Origin of the sequence: Dyadobacter sp. CECT 9275, assembly GCF_907164905.1 — a bacterium.
Classification (GTDB): domain Bacteria; phylum Bacteroidota; class Bacteroidia; order Cytophagales; family Spirosomataceae; genus Dyadobacter; species Dyadobacter helix.
The window spans coordinates 3,684,184-3,704,470 of record NZ_CAJRAF010000002.1 but is presented as its reverse complement, the minus strand read 5'-3'; the positions used below and the strand labels follow the sequence as shown (position 1 = coordinate 3,704,470).

The following is a 20,287-nucleotide window of genomic DNA, read 5'->3' as shown; positions in this document are numbered from 1 at the left end:
ATTTTTAGCAGTTATCCAATGTGGATGATCGGCAAATGTTATGCCGGATCTCACCCGGCATAACACCTCCAACAAGCCGGATTGGCGGGCCGTCAGACCCACCTGGCGAGTGTAAATTGCCTATACCTTCTCCAGAGATCATTTTTTTCTCATTTCCAGTTCAGCATTCTTGCTCTCAATGTCATTCTTGATCTTCGGGATAGTTTTCAGGTAGTCGTAGATCGCCCCTACCTCCCGATCAGAAAGTCCCATCTTGGGGGTCATAGGGTACTTAAGGATACTACCGTCGGGCCTAACGCCCAATTTGACGGCTTTTATAAACTGCTCTCTGGTATATTTTCGTCCGATCCCGGTTTGTTCGTCGAACGTCAAATTCGCTGTAAGCACCTTTTGTCCGTCGATGCCTACCATCTCGTTGCCACCACCGTAATAGCCCTTCGTGCGCTCGGTATTTATTTTGTCCTGATCCACGAAGTTGGCCGAATGGCAACCGAAACAATCACCGAGCGCGTCGGCCGTATATTTGCCCAAAGCCAGCGAGTTGGTGCTATCGGCAGGGGCAACGAAATGCTGAGGATAGGGTAAGGGTTTCATCACGAGATGAGTCAATAATTTGGTAAAGAAGCTGAAGTCCGAGGACTGAGGTTCTGTTGAATTGGGCTGTACTGGAAAACGGTCCGATCGCAACCAGGCTACCACCGAGCTCAAATCTTCATCCGAGAGGTTGGGGTACTGCGGCATCACTGGAGCGTAGGAGCCATCCGCCCGGAGGCCCGTCCGCAGGAAATAAATCAGTTGACCGTCGGTCCATTGGCCGATCCCTTTCTCTTTATCCTGGGTGATATTTTTAGAATAGATTTTACCGAATAGGGCGGGTACTTCGCCCATATATTTGCCTGTCAGCTGGTTGTTGTTATCCGAGTGGCACCCCATGCACTGGATTTGGGAGATTATTTCACCTCGTGACACCCGTTCGGGCGTTACTTCGACTGAAACGACAGGTACGGTGGGTTTGTCGTAGGTAGGTACCCCCAAGATGGCTACATACGTACAAAAGGATCCCGCCAATAGCACAAGGCTACCAAGAACGATTCCGAGAACTTTCAAAACTTTTTTCATGTGCTTGATAAATAAAGATGGCCAGTAGATGCAATCGGGCCGACAATTGTATCGCCCGGGACAAAAGTGAAAAAGCGTGCTCAAGCATTGAATGACCGGAAGGATGAAACGGAAATAAAAGCCAATGGAGCGCATATTTTTGGCCTTGACTTACCCTTGATGAATAAAATTCAAGGTCCCTATGAAACCGTCCAGATGTCGGTTGTCGGGGGAATGCAATATTTGGCTGACATTAGGAATATTTGCAAGTTGAAAATGGCACATTGATTTCTGAAATATCGAAACGATACACTTTTTTTGGCCTTTCAAGAAGGTCAGCGCACAGCTATCGCCGATCGCAAAAAACTGACGTCTCGTGAGAGTTATAATCGCCATGCGGGTATGTAAAGTACATCGAACTTGTGTTTTGATTTTGTGAGAAATAGGTAAGTCAATGGCCCAAAATTGGCCGGTTGTTTCTCAGGCATCAACTGGTGTCGAACGAACAGTAATTGGTTATTCAGGCAGCATTCAGTAGCTTTGACTACCTGAATCTTTCGACATTTCGATGAAATCGCTCGCTAACTCCCGGTATTTTATACTCCTGCAAGTCGCCATCATACCGCTCTGCTGCGGCCTTCTAAACTGGATACTTATTGGTACGGTTTATTGGCAAAACTGGCGCACATTCGGCCTGGCATCAAGCATTATCGTGATCCTTTCCATCAGTAACTTCATGGTCAACGGGTCCATCGTCGTCCCCAGACTGCGCGGAAATAACCCCGAACCAGCCCAATACTTGACCAAAACGATCAGGCAGTATATCGGTACTGCCACGTGTTCGTGTCTGCACTTCAGCCTTGCCTACTTTATTTATCAATGGATCGACCTGCCCGGTTTCGTACCTGACCCTCTTCGGCTGATGTTCTGCGTACTGTTCACGCTGCTCACAGATGCTGTTGTTACGGTATCCTATGAAAATATCTACAATTTTGGTGCCTGGCAGCAATCACGTCAGGAGGTAGAAACGCTCAGCAAGGCGCAGCTACAGGCCCAGCTGGACGCCCTTCGCCAGCAGGTGAACCCCCACTTCCTCTTCAACAGTCTCAACACCCTCACGACTTTGATTGGCGAAGACCCTCAAAAAGCAGAAACCTTCTGCTACGAGCTAAGTTCAGTCTATCGATATCTTCTCCGAAGCAATGAGGCAGCCCTGGTGCCGCTGACTAATGAGCTAGAGTTTATTAACTCGTACTATCATCTGTTGAAGACCCGTCATGGCGATGCAGTAACGCTCGTTACGCACATCCAGCCCGGTTTGAAGGCCTTGCATCTGCCGCCCTTAACGCTGCAACTGCTTCTTGAAAATGCCGTGAAGCATAACGTCATCCTGCCTGAACAGCCCCTGACTATTACGCTTAGAACCACCGAACAACAACGCCTGACGGTCAGCAACAACCTGCAACGCAAGCCCCATCGGGATATGTCCAACGGTGTGGGCCTAAGTAACATACTGATTAAGTACCAGACGCTCAACCTGCCCGCGCCGGTCATCGAAGATGACGGGCGCGAGTTCCGGGTAACTTTACCCCTTGTCTGAAAGCAGGCTGGATGGGTCACCCGAAACGCCTGCCCGACGTTACTTTTTCGTCAGTTGCACCCCGACACTCTCTTTGGCAATATCATTCTGAATTTTCGATATGTTTTTCTTCGTGAGACACTTACCTATACAAGGCTCTTTACTCCTTTGCTTGTAATACGCGACTAATGTCATTCTCTAGATCTGCCAGATCAAGACCTCCTGCATTGGCCAATAAAACGATGAGTTGATTGAACCCATTTCTTCGGCTCAGCATACTCGTATAACCTGGTAGATCACCTTTGTGATAGGACACGTCCCAAATGCCACCTCGTTCGCGTAGGTACCAGCCATAACCAAACTTTTCTTTAACATGGGGATATACCATCAGTTCGCGCATCTTTTTGGACAAAATGGCATCAGAATTTAGCCCCTGATTAAGCTTGACTAAATCACCAGCTGTTGAATACAGTGAACCAGCCCCATCGACAACTGCAAGGGAATAAGGTATGGTCACGAGCTGGGTCTGAGCAGCTGCCTGGTAGCCAATGGCCAGATTCGGAATAGTGTCTAATAACCTGGCTACTCCTGAAGAAGACATCTGTAGGGGATGAAATATCAACTCTCTGACCAAGTCAGGGTATGACTTGCCTGAGGCTATCTCGGCCATTTTGGCTAACAGAACGTAGCCCGAATTGGAATACTCGAAATCATCCCCTGGCTCAAAATTGAACCTTATTTGTGCTAGATCGGATTCAATAAAAGGACGCTTTTCCGATATGAATTCCTTAATACCCGACGTATGGGTTAATAATTGGTGGATGGTGACCTCATCTGCCTTCCTCGATTGGACCGTTTTAAAATAGGTTATCAGCCTATCGGTCAGTTTGAGCTTCCCTTGTTCAGCTAGTTTTAAGATCAGAATAGCGGTAAAAGGCTTGGAAAGCGAGGCCAGTAAAAACCGGGTACTATCACTATTGGACAGGCCCAGGGCCATGTTGGCTTTTCCGATGCCTTTTTTATAAATGATTTGTCCCTTGTCCATTACCAGGACATTCCCGATAAACGTATGCTCTTTAGCCGCTCTTTCGACCAGGTAATCTATTTTCTCCGGTTTCGTTTTTCCTGGATTGGTATTGCAACTAGCCAGATTACAAACCGCCACTAGCCAGCCTAAAGTTATGGAAATGGCCCTTGTTTTCTTGTCCATATGATCGAAGAATTGTGTAGTTATTCTATATCGAGTATATCGCCCGGCTTACAATCCAGAGCCCGACAAAGAGCCTCAAGGGTCGTAAAGCGAACACCTTTTACTTTTCCAGTCTTGAGCAGAGATAAGTTGGTCATAGAGATGCCGAGTCTCTCCGATAATTCGGTGAGAGACATCTTTTTCTTGGCCATAACTACATCCAGATTCACGATTATTGCCATGATTAAAGAATAGATTCGCTGTCGGTCTGGTAGGCATAACCTTGCCGGAATACTTCCGCCAAAATAAGGAGTAGCAAGCCAAGCATAAACGTACGAGAGTCAACATGAAAGGAATAAGCATCGAACCTGGCTCCGGAAAGCAGAATGGTAGAGCTGGTATAAAGCTGATGCAGGACGTCTTCAAGCATATCGAACCCTACCAGAAACAACACGGCAAAGGCGATCCATTTGATTCGGGCTGCATTGTTGTTAGCGAAAGGCTGATTTATCGAAAAACCCGAGAAGACCCTCCTTAGTTGCCAGGTGATGAACAGGATTAAACCGATATAAACCAAGTTATGCAAGGTTTGAAGTAATCGTCTGCCTAGGGTGCTGTCCTCAAAGGAGAGCGTCTGGTCCGCGCTGGTCACTTCGGCATCTGAGCGGCCATGTAGTTCAAAATCGGTAATCAGATCACTCCCTGGATAGATGATTGGTTTGGTTCTGACCGTTGTCAGCGTAATCGGCCAGTCATAGCGGATACCGTCTTCATCAAGAAAAACCAACGGAGGCGTTAACAGCAATAAGAATTCCAAATACAATACAAAAGTAATACCACGTTTGAAGAGTGAAGAGAGTGATCTTTTGCCTAACGTCTTCATAGATTGTTTTTTTACGAAGGTATAAAATTTTACGTAAAACATAAAAATATTTTTCTTTTACGTAAAGGTTATGCCGAGATGATAAAGGTAATAATCTTAATGCAGACGTGAGGGTTCGTTGGGGTTGACCAATCCGCTTCAAATTGAGCGTATCAATACTGATACCTTAGATAAGCAAGATAACGGCTGGATCTATTAAATGTCTCTAAAAACCTCCGTTTTGTGAGACTGTCTTTCATTTCGCCAGTTGAATAAATTTTGTGAGCCTCAATTTGCTATCCCATAAATCAAAGTTTCACATTCAAACACTCGACTGATTTTGCGAGACGGATACCTTCTGTTAAAGTCGTTTGACCAGACAATGTACGGACGTTCGATAATACTACTGCGTGTTCCTCAGAGATGTTTAAATGCGCTAAGCAAGATCCAAAAGCGTCAAAGCCTGAGAGCGCCGCTTCCGGGCCATGTCGCTGCTTGTCAAGGAAGGGCAGTTGCCCAGGAACATTTTCGGTCAGCGGGAGACACTACTGGTTTGTGTCGGTAGGATGGTAAACAGCAAACTTCCTGATCACGGCCTTTTGGTTACCCTCTTTCACCAGCAGCCGTACTTTGCCTGTTTCCACGGGCGTGATGCCCTGGAGCCGGCGGCGGCCAATGCTTTCTCCCTCCGCCACGGTCTTCCAGGTATTGTCGGTAAAAGCCTGAATCTCATACTTTTTCACATGCTGACCGGCGCTAATGTCTTCCTCGATTTCGAAAAGGCTGACGGGCTGCTTCCTGCCCAGGCTGATTTCCGTTTGTCCTTCACCTGTGGCAAGAGGCGCAGACAACGCAGATTGAATACTTTTGCCAAATTCTCCCAACCGCTCCACCTCGGCAGCCGGGATAAGCCCGCTTGTGTCCGGTGTCATGTTGATCAGCAGATTGGCCCCTTGCCCTACCGATCGAAAGTATGTTTTTTTTAGAAAATCGGTAGTTCTGAGCGTTTTATCAGAATCGGGAGTCCAGAACCAGGTGTTGCGGGTGTAGATATTTGCTTCCGCCGGAATCCAGCCGCTGTTCTGCGGACCGACCCAATGGGCAAGCCCCTCCCCTTTTTCCAGTACGTTCCATAGCGGATACGCCGACCAGCCCTGCTCACTTCCCGACCAGCGTACGTCTGGCTGGGTTCCCCCCATGATCACGGCTTTGGGCTGGAGGTCTTGCACGAGGGCTGCTATAGCATCGCCGTAAGCTGTCCCGAGCGCGCGTTTCGTTTTAGGATTGGTTACGTCCCATCCAAAAGGGTCATATGCACCGTCAAACCACAGGTACGAGATCTCACCATAATTGGTCAGTAATTCCCTGAGCTGTTCCATAAACACCGGAAAATATTTATGAATGTCGCCGACGAGTTTGCGCTGGCCTTGCGGATCGGGGGTGCTCGAACAGGGGAAATGTTTATCCCCGCCCGACACATACAAACCGATCTGCATGTCGTTCTCCCGGCAAGCCGCTACGAATTCGGCTACTACATCGCCCTTTCCCTGTTTCCAGGGCGACTTCACAACACTGTAATCCGTTGTTTTTGTAGGCCAAAGACAGTAGCCGTTGTGATGCTTGGCCGTGAGCACCACGTGTTTTGCACCAAACGACTTCGCCGTTTTCACCCATTGCCGGGCATCCAGTTTCGAAGGATTGAACAAATCGGCTGCCGGTACCGAAAGCATGTCAGATTTGAGGTAAGTGGCCGGACCAAAATGCACGAACGCGCCCAGCTGTCGTTCCTGAAAAGCCAGCTGCTGGAGAGAGGGCTTTGTCCCCTTATCGTTTTCCCTCAGGTTGTTGTACTGCACATTCCCCGTCGGCGCTGTCAGTACGGGTATCCAGTCGGCATCGTGTTTGGGTGCCGCTCCGGTCTCAGGTTTGCTAAAAAACGCGGCGAATAGTTGAGCAGGTGTTCCATCAAAAGTTGCCCATTGCAGGTCCCCCGCCGTGGTTTGATCACTTCCCGTAAAATACAGAATGGTTTTGCCCTTGTAATAACACAACTCCACGTCCGACGCATTGCTTTCTGCTATGTCAGGGCGTATGAGCGGAATGTTTTTGTGACTTGGGTCAAAGGTCACAAACGGCCTGCCTTCCGGCGCATCCTCCCAGCTTATCAGATCCTTTGATCGGGTAATGCGCGTTTCATAGGCACCTTTGAGCGCTTCAAGATACAGGGTGTAGTACCAGCCACCTTCATAATATAGCGCCGGCCCGCCCACATATTTGTCTTTCCCGTAAATCGCATCAGGTATTTCCTTCCAGTTGATCAGGTCGTTCGATTCCTGGTAACGGAACGTAAACGGTTTCCAGCGACGGTCATCGGTTTCGTAGAGCAAAATAAATTTATCTTTCGCCCTTGTTACCGCTGTGTTATAGAAAAATTCATTCGGGCTGGCTTTGAGGACAGTCACCGGCTTGGTCCAGGTTTTAAGGTCTGCCGAGCTGGTCATCGTAATCTCCGTCATTTTACGCCAGGGTTTGCCGGTCCCATAGTTTCCCGCAAACACGTACACCCGGTCTTTCCAAACGAGCACTGTTCCGAAACCATGGTTTTTGAGCGCAACGGTGACAATTTTTCCCGTGTTCACATCTTTTACGCGCACCTCGTCGTCATGAAAATAGTCACCCGGTTTCGCACCTTTCACATCCCAGAACCGCTGGTTATTTTCAAGCAGATATAATTTGTTCCTGAACACAAACGGACTGGTTTCGACGAGCGGCGAGCCGAGCCGTCCCTGTTTGACGATCGGGTTTTTCCAGGTCGTTTGTGCCTGTGCAAGCATCGGCAGCATCAGTAGAAAGAGTAACCGGTATTTCATTATCAGTGGTTTTTTCTTGAATCTTTAAAATCGAATTTTTCAAATCGTTACTTAACGGGCGGCATATTAATCTGTTTCGATCAGCCTGATTTGCCAGGGATCTATGGGAGGAAGAACGAACTTTCTGTAAGGGCCATCGGTGATACCGGCTACCACTTTCATTTCTCTTGCCGTCATATCAAAAACCCGGATCGCCTTCGCCTTTGTCCGGAGCATCAGCACCACTTCCCTCGCCGGATCGAACGATGCATTGGTAACGGACAGTACCGTTTTCTCAGCTTGCTCAGCCCTGATCCAGAGATTTGTCTTGTGAAAAGACGCGACGTAACCCGGCAGTGTATCTTTCGATAACCAGCGAAAGACGGATTTCATCTGCGAACTTTTGGAAAAGGTATGTACCGCATTCCAGGGGTAATAACCTGATACACAAATTCGTCCGCCGAGTTTGTTTTCAAAAATTCCCATTGCGCAATCGGCCGTCTGCTTGCCCGCATAATCCACCAGGACTGAAAGCACCTCTGCCCTGTCGCTGGTTTTCTTGAACGTAAAAGTTTCAGTACGGTAAATCGCCTGGCGGTTGTCCCGTTTCCTGTTGGCGAAAGGCCCGTTGAGCGCATGGGTCGTCAGTTGCTCGGTACGGTCCCACGACTGCATACCGTTTACGTCAAAACCGGTGAGCGCCCCAAAGCCGCGTTCGTTCAGTTGCCGGAGCGCATCGCCGTCGAGATAGACGCCTTTGGAAAGTATGTGTTCGATTTCCTCGTTGGAAAGGGCATTGATGTTGTCCTTCTTTAACCTGACCACCGAGGCCTTTTCAGCATCGTACGCAGTAGGCAGGCCGATTTCGTCCATCTCATAACTGGCCAGCGAAACACCCGAAGTAAACCAGTTCCCATCCGCGAGATTCCCCGAAGCAAAGCTGTTTTTATTCCACTGCACACTTACGCCATCTATCGCACTCCTCCCCATTTTTTGCACCATCAGATCATAAAAAGGTCTTGTCGCATGGAGTTTCGCGATCAGCGGTTCGTATTCGCTGAGCGGTTCGTCGTTGAAAGTCATTACGTTGAACGCCGCACCCGTGCAACCAGCGGCAATGTGCGAGGCCGCCTCGAGCGCCGTCATATGCGCCGACTTTTTCAGACGCTGGTAGGTGTAATTCTCCACTTCCGACTGGATGGACACAACATCGGCGGGCAATACAGAAACCTGTCGCCCGATATCATGCGATTTGCCTGCCATGTCTCCCGGTATATTATCCTGGTAAAAGCCGCCACCCGGTCGCCATAAAACGGGGGCATTACTTTTTCCGGCAAGGGTTTTTGCCCAATTGGCAAAATCATAACCTTCAAAAAAACGATCGCCGGTCATGAAACCCAGCGGCATTCCGGGTTTTATGGCATGAACAGTTTCCTCGATCAGCTGAAATAAACGGTTGATCGAATTGCGGTTATGCTGTAACCAGGCAAGTCTGACACCAAGCTTACCCTGGGTATCTCCCTGGTTAACAGCGGCTTTAAGACTTTCCCGTGTATATCTTTTACCTTGCTCCTTTTCGAAAATATCAAGACAATGGTCGCAAAAACATGTTAGGTAAACGGGCGAGTGGCCTGCCAGGCGGATATCATCGTCGATCCAGATGTAGTCGGGTTTCGCAAGCGCCATCGATTTATAAATCTCCCTGATATATGCCCTGAACCTCTCGTCGTTGTGGCAATACGACCCGCGGCTTACCTTGCCTTCAATATCCGTAATGTTTGTGTAATCGCCGTGTAACGAATTTTCCAGATTTTCCTCGTGATGTCCGATCGTGCTCAGCACATTGATGCCCGAACGGTAGCCGTTTCGCCGCGCCGTCTGCATGCGTTTTTCCAGAATCTTCATCCTGTTTTGGAACACATCCAATGGCAATGGCGGATGCGTTTCCGATGTGAAAAAAGTGATTTCATCCGTCACACCTTTGTATTTATTGAACAGCGCGATCATTTCATCGAAACGCTTCTCATTCAACGAAATACCGGGACTCAAACGAAAAGAAATGAACGCCTTTCCGGGATTATGAGCTTTCGCAACTGACTGCCCGTTGGCGTAGAATATGTGCAAACAACAGAACAGCAATGCAACGCAGGTAAATAATATCTTTCTGGTATACAGTTTCATAGCATGAATTTAGAACATACGCGGCAAACCGATTTTGGCTTTCCCGGAGGCGTGCAGACGAGCCGTTTCGTTTGGGACAGCCGTTTCATTTCCATAAAAGATATCAGCAATAGGCACACCTTTCGGGACGATGGTGAACACATCATTTATTTTGGTATCAAACAGCGCGATGCCATCTTCCACTTTGTGCATATACGATTTCTTCCCGATGTACAAGTCGGCTGACGGCCAGGGAAGTTGCAACCGGCACGGGTTCCCGCTGAGGCTTTTGATACAAACCCACTGCACCGTTCCTGAATTGATCTGCGCAGAAACCTTAAAACCGCCCACCGCGTGCAGCATAAATCTCGCCGAGCGATCCCCTGCAAAAGCGGGTGCGATGCGAATGATGTCTTCATGACTTTGCAGCAGGCATTCGTTAAGCGTAGTCGCAAAGACGGCCATACCCTCCATAGACATATGCCGGAAGGGCCACATGGGAAAAGGAAACTTCTTGCCGGGATCGGATACGTCGGAAACCTGGTTGGTACGAAAAAACCACTCTGCGTCTTTCACAATCTCATTTTCCATGCCCCAGTGGCCCCATCCGTTGCAATAGATCTGCCATCGTTCGGGGTATCGCGCAAGCGTCGCTGCGACTGCCTCCGACAAGCCCAGCCGGGCCAGTACGATGGGTTGCGTGTCCCAGCCGGTAACACCCTGCGGATAGAGCAGAGCCGTAGTCTTAAGACTCTCGAACAAAGCCGGGTTCTGCTTTTTTGTCGACAGGCCGATCAATCCAGACGGGAAAACCGGCGCTGACGCAACGGTCGGAAAGATACCGTCAAGCAGGTTAAAGTCCTGAAATTTTGCATCGTCAGCCGGGTGGTACACGGTTAGCCATTTTTTCTCTTTGATCCCCCAGCCCGCCGCCACGATCTGATCCGTGGCCACCGTCATATTCTTGTTGTTTCCACGCAGCAGTTTGAATTTTCCCTGCTCGGAGGCAACGGACTGGTCGCCTGCCGGCACCAGGGGCATCGGTGCGAGGTTCAAGATCAGTTCCTTCCAGGTCGTGGCTTCCGGGATCGTTTTCCCAGCAATTTTTAGCGCATCAAGCGTAGCCTGGATGAGTGCTTTTACATACGTGAGCTCGGTAAGACCATCTTTCAATTTGATCCAGCCCTCATAACCGGTTCCTTCCCTGGCGTGATACAGCCCATCGCTCTCTTTTACAAAAATGGTTACAAAAAAACGGGATGCATCCAGCATGTAGGGAAGCGCCTTTTCTTTCAGAAACTGCTTGTCGCCGGTAAACCGGTATTGTCTCCAGAAATCAAGGGCGATTTCAGCGATTGGTGTATGATTTTCCTGTTCACCGGAAGAATTGTAACCACGGCGATCCGTGACATCGGACACGAATGCCCCGTCGATTTTGAAATGTTTCCTGGCATAGTCGCGTGCGTGCTGCAAGGAATCAAATCGGAAATTTAGATAAGGTTCAACCAGGTCGTGGTGACCTGCTGCATTCAGCGGCCAGTATATCTGCTGCTGGTTCCAATGGAAATAATGATTCCAGTTCTGAACATCCCTGCTCCATGCCCAGATGCCATTGTTAAACCGTCCCGGATACTTTCCCCGCTGCGATGCGATGGAGTAAAACATGGTCAGGTACCAGAGGTTGGTCAGGTAATCGTCACCGTAATCCATGAGTGAGCGGGTCCAAATGGTGCGCCACGCCTCCCGGTTCGCGTCCTGAAAAGCATTCACACTTTGCACTTTGTCCAGCGACTTCTTTGCCATTTCAAGGTTGGATTCATTGGTTGCATCCGAAACTAGAAAAACCAAACCCGTTTCCGTTTTCGCCTGGCTTGGCAACACAATTGTCGCCCGACGGGAGTGCTCTCTCCGGTAAACGGCACTGCCTGTTAAAACTTTGCCTGCGACCGTGAAATCCGCAGTCGCCAGTTTCTGATGAATATAAATTCCGGCATCGTCCACGGTGGCATTTGTTCCCGCCGTTCCGATAGATGCATCCCTGTTAATCTGTGAATACCAATGCGAGAACGTGCGTGAACCAAACCGCTCAACGCCCACTTCCACCGCCAATGCCTCCGTAAATTCCGTTTTGAGATCATAAGACAGTAACCCCGTGTTGAAATCGACGAATGCTTTGAAGGTCACTTTCCCGAATGGGCTGCTGCTGCCCATCGTCAGTACACCGTCCGAGATGCTCAGCCGCGCCTGAAAATCAGTCAGATATAAAGTGCTGAAAATCGGCAATTTAAAATCGATGACGATGCGGCAGGCGTGTCTCAGCGTGGTATTGTAGTCTTCCTCTTTTTTGTCCCAATTGTGAAACTCGGTAAACGGAGCGTCATCCCATAGATCAGATTTATTGACGGCCGCAATGATCTTCGACTCCTCACACCAGAACAGCACACCTACATCGCCGTTGCCAAGTGGAATTCCCTGCATGGCATCCATTGGCGGGCTATAGTAGATCAGATCATACCGGGAAACCTGCCCCGGCCATGAAATAGCCCAACTGAAACGCTCCGGATCAAAAGCGGATTTCTGCATAGTACGCCAATCAGTTTGCCGGACCGCATTTTTAAAAGAACCAAAACCGCGTAACGGAAACACCCCGGCCGCAAACGTCAGCCCTGTCAATTTTAGCATATTTCTCCGGGTGGTTGTCATCTTCTTTTTCAATTAAATTTCTGAGAATCAGTTCTGTTTGGCCGACAGTTTCACAAACGTTTTACCTTGGGGGAAATACCCTTCGAAAAATGTACGCATGGGACCATCGTACATCGCAGCGCGTATCGTGCTCCAGGTCTCCTGGTCACCCGTGGCGTAATACAGAAATGTTTTACCCTCGTATTCAATCAGATCCACATCCGAATTATTTTTTCCCTCACCCGCTTCGGCTTCCAGAATCGGGTTAAACGGGCTGAGCTCCCATTCCTTCAAATCTTTCGAGCGCGAGAGATAGGAAACCCAGCCGTTGTGACCCTTCACCGCCGCATGCAGGTAAATCACATAATAGTATGGCTTGAAGTAGCGGATGACCGGACACGCGGAGTACTCCTTTTTCTCGCCTGTGTAAACCAGACCGGGAATTTTCTCCCATTTGGAAAGGTCTTTGGAACGGGCAAATTTGAAACAGAACTGCACCGGCTTGTCCGATTCATAGGCCATCAGATAACCTTGCTCGTCTTCGCACACCGACGAATTGAACAAATGCTCACCTCCCTCCGGCGAAATCGCCACTTCCTGTTTCCAGTTTTTGAGGTCCCTGGTTACCAGTCTATTGATCCCCTTCGAATTCATGATACGGCCAAAATCGGAGAATTCCAGCGCGAAAACATTTAGCTCGGCACCTTTGGAAAATGCACTGACGAAAGAATGCCCTTGACCGAAACGGCTCACCTCCTGGCCGGTTCGCATGTCATCAATATACAGGTAGGCGTCTTTTCCATTGGCATCAGCTCCTCCGGGCCGGTGGTTGGCCACCATCATCAGTTTTGAGTCAAAATAGAACGGCGTGTTTTCCATTGGGGTACGGCCCATGTCGGAAAAAGCAAAGGGGAGCTTCAGCAGTTCCGGCCGCTTTTGTGCCACAACCGTCTGACTTTGGCTCACAAGATGGAGCAGTAAAGCGCTAAACAAAACGCGGACAAACATATTAAATTTTATCTTGATAAAACCATACCCAATTTTACCCGGTCGACTCCCTCTGTTGCCATAACCGTTCGGTCGCATGCTGCATGGGTTATGGTATACACTTTGTTCCTCGCTTCTGCAGACAGGAGTAGTACGTTGACAACCGCGATATAGACCATGTCCTGGCCTGCAGGGTCGGCCCCTGGAAAGATTCACCTCTTTCTGCATATCCACGGCAGCCACCGAGCGTACGCCTCCACTGAAGAGAGTAGTAACGGCGTCCGTTCTCCCGGCTCTTTTCATCATATATTCAGATAGTACGGAGAACCTGTGAAATGCAATGGTATTATCACAACAAAACTAGCACATTACCAATGGTTCGATTCTTCCTATATTACCTTGTTTCGGCACTATTCAACCCAATAAAGGGTATTATGGCGGCAGAATTGCGTTAATGATGGTAATATTAGTACTATTGAGCCCTGAAAACTGTCGCTCATGAAGCCGCTGCTGATTGACCTTGATTATACGCTTACTGACTCCTTCATGATCAAGGAGATCAATGCTCCCTATTTTAATAACACGCATCATTTTCATAAGGACTACGAGATTGTCCTGGTGAAGGAAAGCAGCGGGAAACGGATTATCGGTGACCATGTCGAAAGTTTCAGCGACGGCGACCTGGTGCTGGTTGGCCCCGACCTGCCTCATGCCTGGCTTAACGAGAAGGAATATTATGAGGGAAGAAACGACTTGCACGCGCGCTCGGCGGTGATCTATCTGAGAAAAACCTGGCTGGAAAACGAGATACTTCGCCTGCCGCAGACTGTCCGTCTTCGGAAATTGCTCGAAAATGCCCGCCGCGGCGTGAAGTTTACAGGGGGTGTTAGGGAACGGATGGGTAGGTTGGCTTCCGAAATCTATTTTGCCGAAGGTCTCAAAAAAACGGTCAGCCTCTTTTCTATTCTATATGAGTTGTCGGAAACGGAGGAGTATCAGTTGCTTTCAAGCAGCAATTATCTCAACATGTACAACGAGCAGGAGACCGTCCGGCTCAACCATGTATATGAGTATGTGATGAAAAATTTTTCGACTCAGATCAGGCTGGAAGAAGCGGCCAGTGTGGCCAATATGTCACCTAATGCTTTTTGCCGTTATTTTAAAAAACAGACCCAGAAGAATTTCTTCTGGTTTGTGAACGAGATCCGGATCGGCCACGCCTGTAAGTTGTTGCAGCAGAACGAACTCAATATTTCACAGGTTTGCTATGAGTCAGGCTTTCAGAGCCTGACCAATTTCAACAAATTCTTTAAACGGATCACCGGGAAAAGTCCTCTGGTATACCGGCGGGATACTGCGTCGTGAATGTTCCTTACAAAGGATAATCACACTTCCAAGGATATGTAAATGAAGATAGATCTACCCCCTGTTCATGTAAAATGGCAAATAATTCATCCTCATTATCGACATAAAACGTCCTTTGCCTTTGTTTGTCTTCCTCAGAGAAATATTCATCTATCAATTCTTGTTTTAACTCAAAATATAATATTGAGTATTTATATTCCGGCCTTTTCCATGGCAATAAAGGATGTTCCGGCTTGGCTTTATAGATTGCAACCCAACGTCTGCATCCCGGAAGAATTGCTTCTAATTCCGTGGCTACATGTTCTCCGTCATTGTATAACCTATTCCAGACACTTTTATTAAAATTTTCCATACTCAATGTTCGGAAAAAATTCTTATTATTTTCCAGCCTCTGCATGAATTGTAGATGTTTCATCGCACCGTGCGGGTTAGTGACTGCATGGTTAATTAATCCCCCTGCCGCATCACTCGGGTAAGATAGTTGCCATTGTTATATTCGAAAGCGTCGGCGTATTTAGTGTTGACCACGTTGTTCTGCATGGGTAGTTTGCTGCCAGTCCCTTCGTTGTGGTAGTTCAGCGTTTTTGCTGTTGGGTGATATTCCTGCGGCAGATTCAGTATGTTGTATTATATGCTGCTTTCTCCGATACCACGGTTTCATAACGGGTGGCGTTGCCATAACATTGCCCATAAAATCATTCGGGCAATACTGTTGACCGCATGCGGTAATCATGTTTATCTTTATATAAAACATGATTACAGTATTTCCACTCTGGTGTACTAATTTTTTTTATTATCGATAGTACTTAAATGCGAATTAATAGTAATACCAAAAGTACACGTTGATCCGGCTGCCTTCGTCGGGTATAAGGTTTTCTTAAGGACCAAAATAGTATGCATACATAACATAATGATAATATACCAAACCAACGATCACTTTTTGCCTTTTTGTAACATTGCCCCTTTAATCTTCTCAAACCCCAATGAACCAATATGCATCGAAGCAAGCTACGACAAGAAACGAAACCAATGGCAGTGTAAGGAAGAGTACGGTGAAAAAGTATCAACCTTAATCAAACAATCATCAGATTAAATTTAAACCCAATATATCTATACTATGCAAAAACTTGTGCCTAAATTAATGTCTGTCATTCTCATGGCAGCGATGTTCACCCTGGTGTCATCGTGCGATGATGATAATGATAATCCAGTATTTCCGTTCCACGCGGAGATTTACAACACGCTTCAGGGTAGGCAGGTGGCTTTTCAGGGACTTACCCATAGTGCCGTAAGTTGGTCGTGGGATTTTGGCGATGGCAAAACCAGCACCGAACAAAATCCTGTTCACGTTTATGCAGCAGGAGGGTACTATGTGGCCAAGCTTACAGCCAAGAGCAGTGGTGGAGAAACCATCACCAAAAGTGTTAACCTTGCTGTGGATTTAAGACCTTACGATTACCTTGTCGGAGACCACACCACAGCTGGTTATGCGGGTAAAAAATGGAAATTGACAAAAGCCCATACTGCCGCAGGCGACTACCTTGCTAACGCAGATGCCACTTTCACAAGTGCTACTCCTTACAATCCTATTCCTGACGGAATTTTTGCCTCAAGCACATTTAATATGGGAGCTATTTATGATGACACTTATACCTTTTTCTATGACGGTAAATATGTGCATGATGTGAAAGCCGATGGAGGGGCATTTGGTGGCCTTGTTTATCAAATTGCCACAGGTGGCTATCCTGCCAATGTATTGGTTGGTAACGCAACCTATGGGCTTTGCATTGCCAAGTACACACCCCAGGCCGATGCCAAATTCACTTTCGTGGAAAGCGAAGATTTCAAAGTTACTTCGGCTTACAGTAGCGCGGGTATTACGTTTAAAGGCGCTAAAACACTTGATTTTTCAGGAACCGAGTTTATCGGCTTCCGCGATTTTCAACGTAAAGTGGTCATGAGGTCTATTTCTAACACACGTATGCAACTCATTATGTTCATGGCCGCAAGCGACAAAGCCGTGGGTGTTAATACACATGCACTGATACTTTCTTTTGAAGCTGTAACAGAATAATCACAACCCTATACATTTTTATTATGAAACAATTCTGTCAAAACATGATGAAGTCGGTTTTGGTTATTCTTTTCCTGACATTGTTCTATAACGCGCAAGCGCAGCAACGAACCGTATCAGGAAAAGTAACCGATTCAAACAATGCGACTATTCCTGGTGCCAGTATCCTTAAAAAAGGAACTACCACAGGAACAAGCGCCGATGCCAGCGGGAAATATACCCTTTCCGTTGGTCCCAACGATGTACTCGTCTTTTCATTCATTGGTTACAAAACACAGGAAGTAACCGTAGGTTCACGAAGCATCATTGATGTAAGTTTAGAAACCGATGTGAATGAACTAAGGGAAGTAGTGGTAACGGCTCTGGGTATTCAGCGCGAAGAAAAATCGCTGGGTTATGCCATCGGCAAAGTGGCCGGTCCTGAATTTACCAAAGTGGCACGCGAAAACTTTTTAACGGCTATGCAAGGTAAAGTAGCCGGGGTAACCATCAACGAAACCGGCGGTGCGGGCTCCACCATTAATGTGGTTATCCGCGGTGCAAAATCACTGAGCAATGATAACCAACCTTTATATGTGGTTGATGGTGTGCCCATGTTTAACAGTGCCAACAACGTGGGAGGTTTCGGCAGCGGCAACAGCACGGTGGATTACGGGAATGCCATTTCAGATATTGACCCTGAAAGTATCGAAAGCGTATCGGTATTGAAAGGTGCAAGCGCCACGGCACTTTACGGTTCGCGTGCCTCTAACGGCGTTATGCTCATCACCACCAAAAAGGCAAAAGATGGCCAGGGAATGAAAGTGAGTGTATCAACCAATAATACTTTCGATGTACCGCAGCGCTATTTAGGAGTGCAAAAGCAGTATGGTGGTTATGTTGTCTCTACCCCTGAGCAAAACGGTGGCAGCCAGATCATGTCCCCATTGATATCACCATTCGGTTTGGGTGCTGAATTGGATAAAGGTTATTATGCAATCCAATGGAACTCTCCTCTGGATGCGAACGGAAAACCAATTCCGATCGAATTGAAGTCGTATCCCAACAATGTAAAAAATTTCCTCAGGGATTACGGCTTCACCACGACTAACTCGGTACAGGTAACCAACGGGGGAAAGATGGTAAACACGCGCATCGGTGTAACCAGCATGAAAAACAAAGGGCTGATTCCGAACACCGACCTTAACCGGAATAATTTATCGTTGTCGCTTTCATCAAAGCTCACCGAAAAACTTACCGTTAGCACCGACATCAACTATGTGAACAGCTTTGCTAAAAACAGGGCTTCAGGCGACCGTGGCACAAACCCCCTGCAATGGGCTTACGTCACTCCCGCTTATGTCAATATCATGGATTTGAAGGATTATAACATCGGGCAGGGAAATACCATTAAAAACCTGTTGCCGGGCGACAGCAACAATCCGTGGATGCTGGCCAATGATGTCAACAACAGTTTTAACCGTAATCAGATTTTCGGGAACATCATGGCCACGTATAACTTCAGCTCGAAACTTTCGCTGATGGCACGGATGACCGTCGATAAACTGGACGAATTGCGGGAATCAAAAATCGGGCAGGGCTATTCACAGGAGCCGAAGAACGGGTCTTACGGTATCAGCAACAGCAACAATTTTGAACGCAACAACGATGCTTTGCTTTCGTACAAAGACAAATTTGGTGATTTCGATGTGAATATTTCGGCAGGTGGCAATGTGCGTTACAGCAAATCGTCCAACGTCAGCAACTCGGCAAAAACAGGTGCAGGTTTGATTATACCCAACCTATACACCTTAAGTAACATTTCCAATACTGCATTGAATTATAGCTCGGCCCGTTACGAAAAACAAGTGAACAGTGTTTACGGAACAGCCAACATAGCCTGGAAAGAAGCGATTTACCTCGATTTGACCGCCCGTAACGACTGGAGCAGCACGTTGCCAGCGGCCAACCGCTCATTCTTCTATCCATCTGCTTCACTAAGCGTGTTGATTAATGAATTCATACCAATGAACCATGTTGACATGCTGAAAGTACGGGGAGGCGTGGCACGCACAGGGTACGATACTGATCCTTACAGATTGTTGCAGGTTTATGCCAACGGAGGCAACTGGGGCGAGGCTATTATGTTGAACAAACAATCGGGCTTACTTAACCCTAATCTGAAACCTGAGCAAATTACTTCGCAGGAATACGGTGTGGAAGCCAAGATGTTTGGAGGTCGTGTTCGCTTTGACGGAACCTATTACATCATGAACGACCGTAAACAGATTTTCCCGGTACCGCTTGCGCCATCAACAGGGGCCACAACCATTAACATCAATGCAGGGTTGCTGCAAAGCAGAGGGGTTGAACTGATGATTGGCGGCACACCCATCAAGACTGCCGACTGGAATTGGGATTTGAACCTGAACTTTACCAAAAACCAAACCAAGATATTGGAGCTTGCAGATGGTATCCCCTATGTTGAACCATGGAACCAGGCCAACGTTGCGAACCGGGGATATGTCAAAGGAGCAACTTTGCCAGATGGCTCTAAAGCCGATGGTTTATTAGGTAATTTATATACACGCAAAACACTGCGCGTTACCGATAAAGAATCACCCTACTATGGTTACCCGATTATTCCCGGAAATCCGAAAACCGGAAATTTCAGTGATGACCCGGAATTGACCAACTCAAACATTTATTCCAAAACCGGCAACTACAACCCTAAATTTATCATGGGTTTGCAAAGCTCACTCACTTGGAAAGGCTTTACACTTGGCATGACGTTCGACTGGCGCCATGGCGGGCAATTTGTATCGCAAACTTTCCGTTACATGAATGATGACATGCTTACCCAATACTGGGCAGACAAAACCGTTACTCCAGGTGTGGCAGGTGGACCCAGCGACGCACTCCGCGACTGGGTAGTTAAAAATGCCAGTACGTTAATTACACCAGAACGTGTTTATCCAATCGGTGGCCCAACACCAGCGACAGGAGGCTTCCCGGAAAGTTCTAATATGCCTTTCCCTGGCAATATGGACGGTGTTTTCTATCCCGGTGTGTTTGGCGAAATGGGCGCGGATGGACGTTTTACACTTTATCAGGAAAATCTTGGAAACCCCGGAACCATATTTGAACCGTGGGGCGCAAGTAACCTTTGGTCGGTTGGTTCTTACGCGGTGTTTGATGCCGATTACCTCAAACTTCGGGAAATTTCGTTGAGTTATGACCTTCCGAGAGCATGGGTAAAGAAAGCGAAAATGGACAATGCTTACATTGGAATTTACAGTCGTAACATTATGGTATGGACAAAGAAAGGGTTTGGTGTTGACCCTGAACGCGCCTTCCAACCCTCAGGTAGCGGATTGTTTCAGGGAGTTGAACGCTATAACGTTAGCCCGTGGATTGTGCCTGTTGGTTTCAAAGTTGGTTTTACATTCTAATCAGAAAGAGA

Annotated in this window: 14 protein-coding genes; 5 read left to right on the top strand and 9 right to left on the bottom strand. The window is 47.6% G+C overall.

Annotation, left to right across the window (positions count from 1 at the left end; translation table 11 throughout):
• Nucleotides 1-138: 138 nt before the first annotated feature.
• Complete coding sequence (locus tag KOE27_RS23095) at nucleotides 139-1,119, bottom strand: c-type cytochrome (protein ID WP_215241121.1); 981 nt, start codon at nucleotides 1,117-1,119, stop codon at nucleotides 139-141.
• Nucleotides 1,120-1,185: 66 nt separating this feature from the next.
• On the opposite strand from KOE27_RS23095, the gene KOE27_RS23090 reads away from it, so the two are divergent.
• Together KOE27_RS23090 and KOE27_RS23085 are read left to right on the top strand one after the other, a co-directional pair.
• Entirely contained in the window at nucleotides 1,186-1,386 is a 201-nt protein-coding gene (locus KOE27_RS23090; protein WP_215241120.1) for a hypothetical protein, read from the top strand.
• A gap of 280 nt (nucleotides 1,387-1,666) precedes the next feature.
• Nucleotides 1,667-2,698 carry a sensor histidine kinase gene (locus KOE27_RS23085; RefSeq protein ID WP_215241119.1) on the top strand — a complete coding sequence of 344 codons (1,032 nt, stop codon included), beginning with the start codon at nucleotides 1,667-1,669 and terminating at the stop codon, nucleotides 2,696-2,698.
• Between the two features lie 139 nt (nucleotides 2,699-2,837).
• Here the strand turns inward: KOE27_RS23085 and KOE27_RS23080 are convergent, their stop codons facing one another.
• The 7 genes from KOE27_RS23080 to KOE27_RS23050 form a co-directional block, all read right to left on the bottom strand.
• On the bottom strand, nucleotides 2,838-3,887 hold the full coding sequence (locus KOE27_RS23080) for a serine hydrolase domain-containing protein (protein WP_215241118.1): 1,050 nt from the start codon (nucleotides 3,885-3,887) through the stop codon (nucleotides 2,838-2,840).
• Nucleotides 3,888-3,907: 20 nt separating this feature from the next.
• A complete protein-coding gene (locus KOE27_RS23075) occupies nucleotides 3,908-4,108 on the bottom strand; it encodes a helix-turn-helix domain-containing protein (protein ID WP_215241117.1) in 201 nt (66 codons plus the stop codon).
• Between the two features lie 2 nt (nucleotides 4,109-4,110).
• Complete coding sequence (locus KOE27_RS23070; RefSeq protein ID WP_215241116.1) at nucleotides 4,111-4,749, bottom strand: DUF2975 domain-containing protein; 639 nt, start codon at nucleotides 4,747-4,749, stop codon at nucleotides 4,111-4,113.
• A 524-nt stretch (nucleotides 4,750-5,273) separates the two neighbouring features.
• Nucleotides 5,274-7,598 carry an alpha-L-fucosidase gene (locus KOE27_RS23065; protein WP_215241115.1) on the bottom strand — a complete coding sequence of 775 codons (2,325 nt, stop codon included), beginning with the start codon at nucleotides 7,596-7,598 and terminating at the stop codon, nucleotides 5,274-5,276.
• A gap of 66 nt (nucleotides 7,599-7,664) precedes the next feature.
• The gene (locus KOE27_RS23060; RefSeq protein WP_215241114.1) at nucleotides 7,665-9,758 is read right to left on the bottom strand and encodes a hypothetical protein; all 2,094 of its coding nucleotides are present in this window, start codon (nucleotides 9,756-9,758) and stop codon (nucleotides 7,665-7,667) included.
• Between the two features lie 9 nt (nucleotides 9,759-9,767).
• The gene (locus KOE27_RS23055; RefSeq protein WP_215241113.1) at nucleotides 9,768-12,419 is read right to left on the bottom strand and encodes a glycosyl hydrolase family 95 catalytic domain-containing protein; all 2,652 of its coding nucleotides are present in this window, start codon (nucleotides 12,417-12,419) and stop codon (nucleotides 9,768-9,770) included.
• A 48-nt stretch (nucleotides 12,420-12,467) separates the two neighbouring features.
• Entirely contained in the window at nucleotides 12,468-13,712 is a 1,245-nt protein-coding gene (locus tag KOE27_RS23050) for a glycoside hydrolase family protein (protein ID WP_215241112.1), read from the bottom strand.
• 192 nt (nucleotides 13,713-13,904) lie between these two features.
• Between KOE27_RS23050 and KOE27_RS23045 the strand changes: the two genes are divergently transcribed.
• Complete coding sequence (locus KOE27_RS23045; protein ID WP_215241111.1) at nucleotides 13,905-14,771, top strand: AraC family transcriptional regulator; 867 nt, start codon at nucleotides 13,905-13,907, stop codon at nucleotides 14,769-14,771.
• Between the two features lie 7 nt (nucleotides 14,772-14,778).
• Here KOE27_RS23045 and KOE27_RS23040 read toward each other — a convergent pair whose 3' ends face one another.
• On the bottom strand, nucleotides 14,779-15,186 hold the full coding sequence (locus KOE27_RS23040; protein WP_215241110.1) for a hypothetical protein: 408 nt from the start codon (nucleotides 15,184-15,186) through the stop codon (nucleotides 14,779-14,781).
• 702 nt (nucleotides 15,187-15,888) lie between these two features.
• Between KOE27_RS23040 and KOE27_RS29905 the strand changes: the two genes are divergently transcribed.
• On the top strand, nucleotides 15,889-16,845 hold the full coding sequence (locus KOE27_RS29905) for a PKD domain-containing protein (protein WP_215241109.1): 957 nt from the start codon (nucleotides 15,889-15,891) through the stop codon (nucleotides 16,843-16,845).
• A gap of 23 nt (nucleotides 16,846-16,868) precedes the next feature.
• Nucleotides 16,869-20,276, top strand: a complete 3,408-nt coding sequence (locus KOE27_RS23030) for a SusC/RagA family TonB-linked outer membrane protein (protein WP_229252898.1) — start codon at nucleotides 16,869-16,871, stop codon at nucleotides 20,274-20,276.
• Nucleotides 20,277-20,287: the final 11 nt, after the last annotated feature.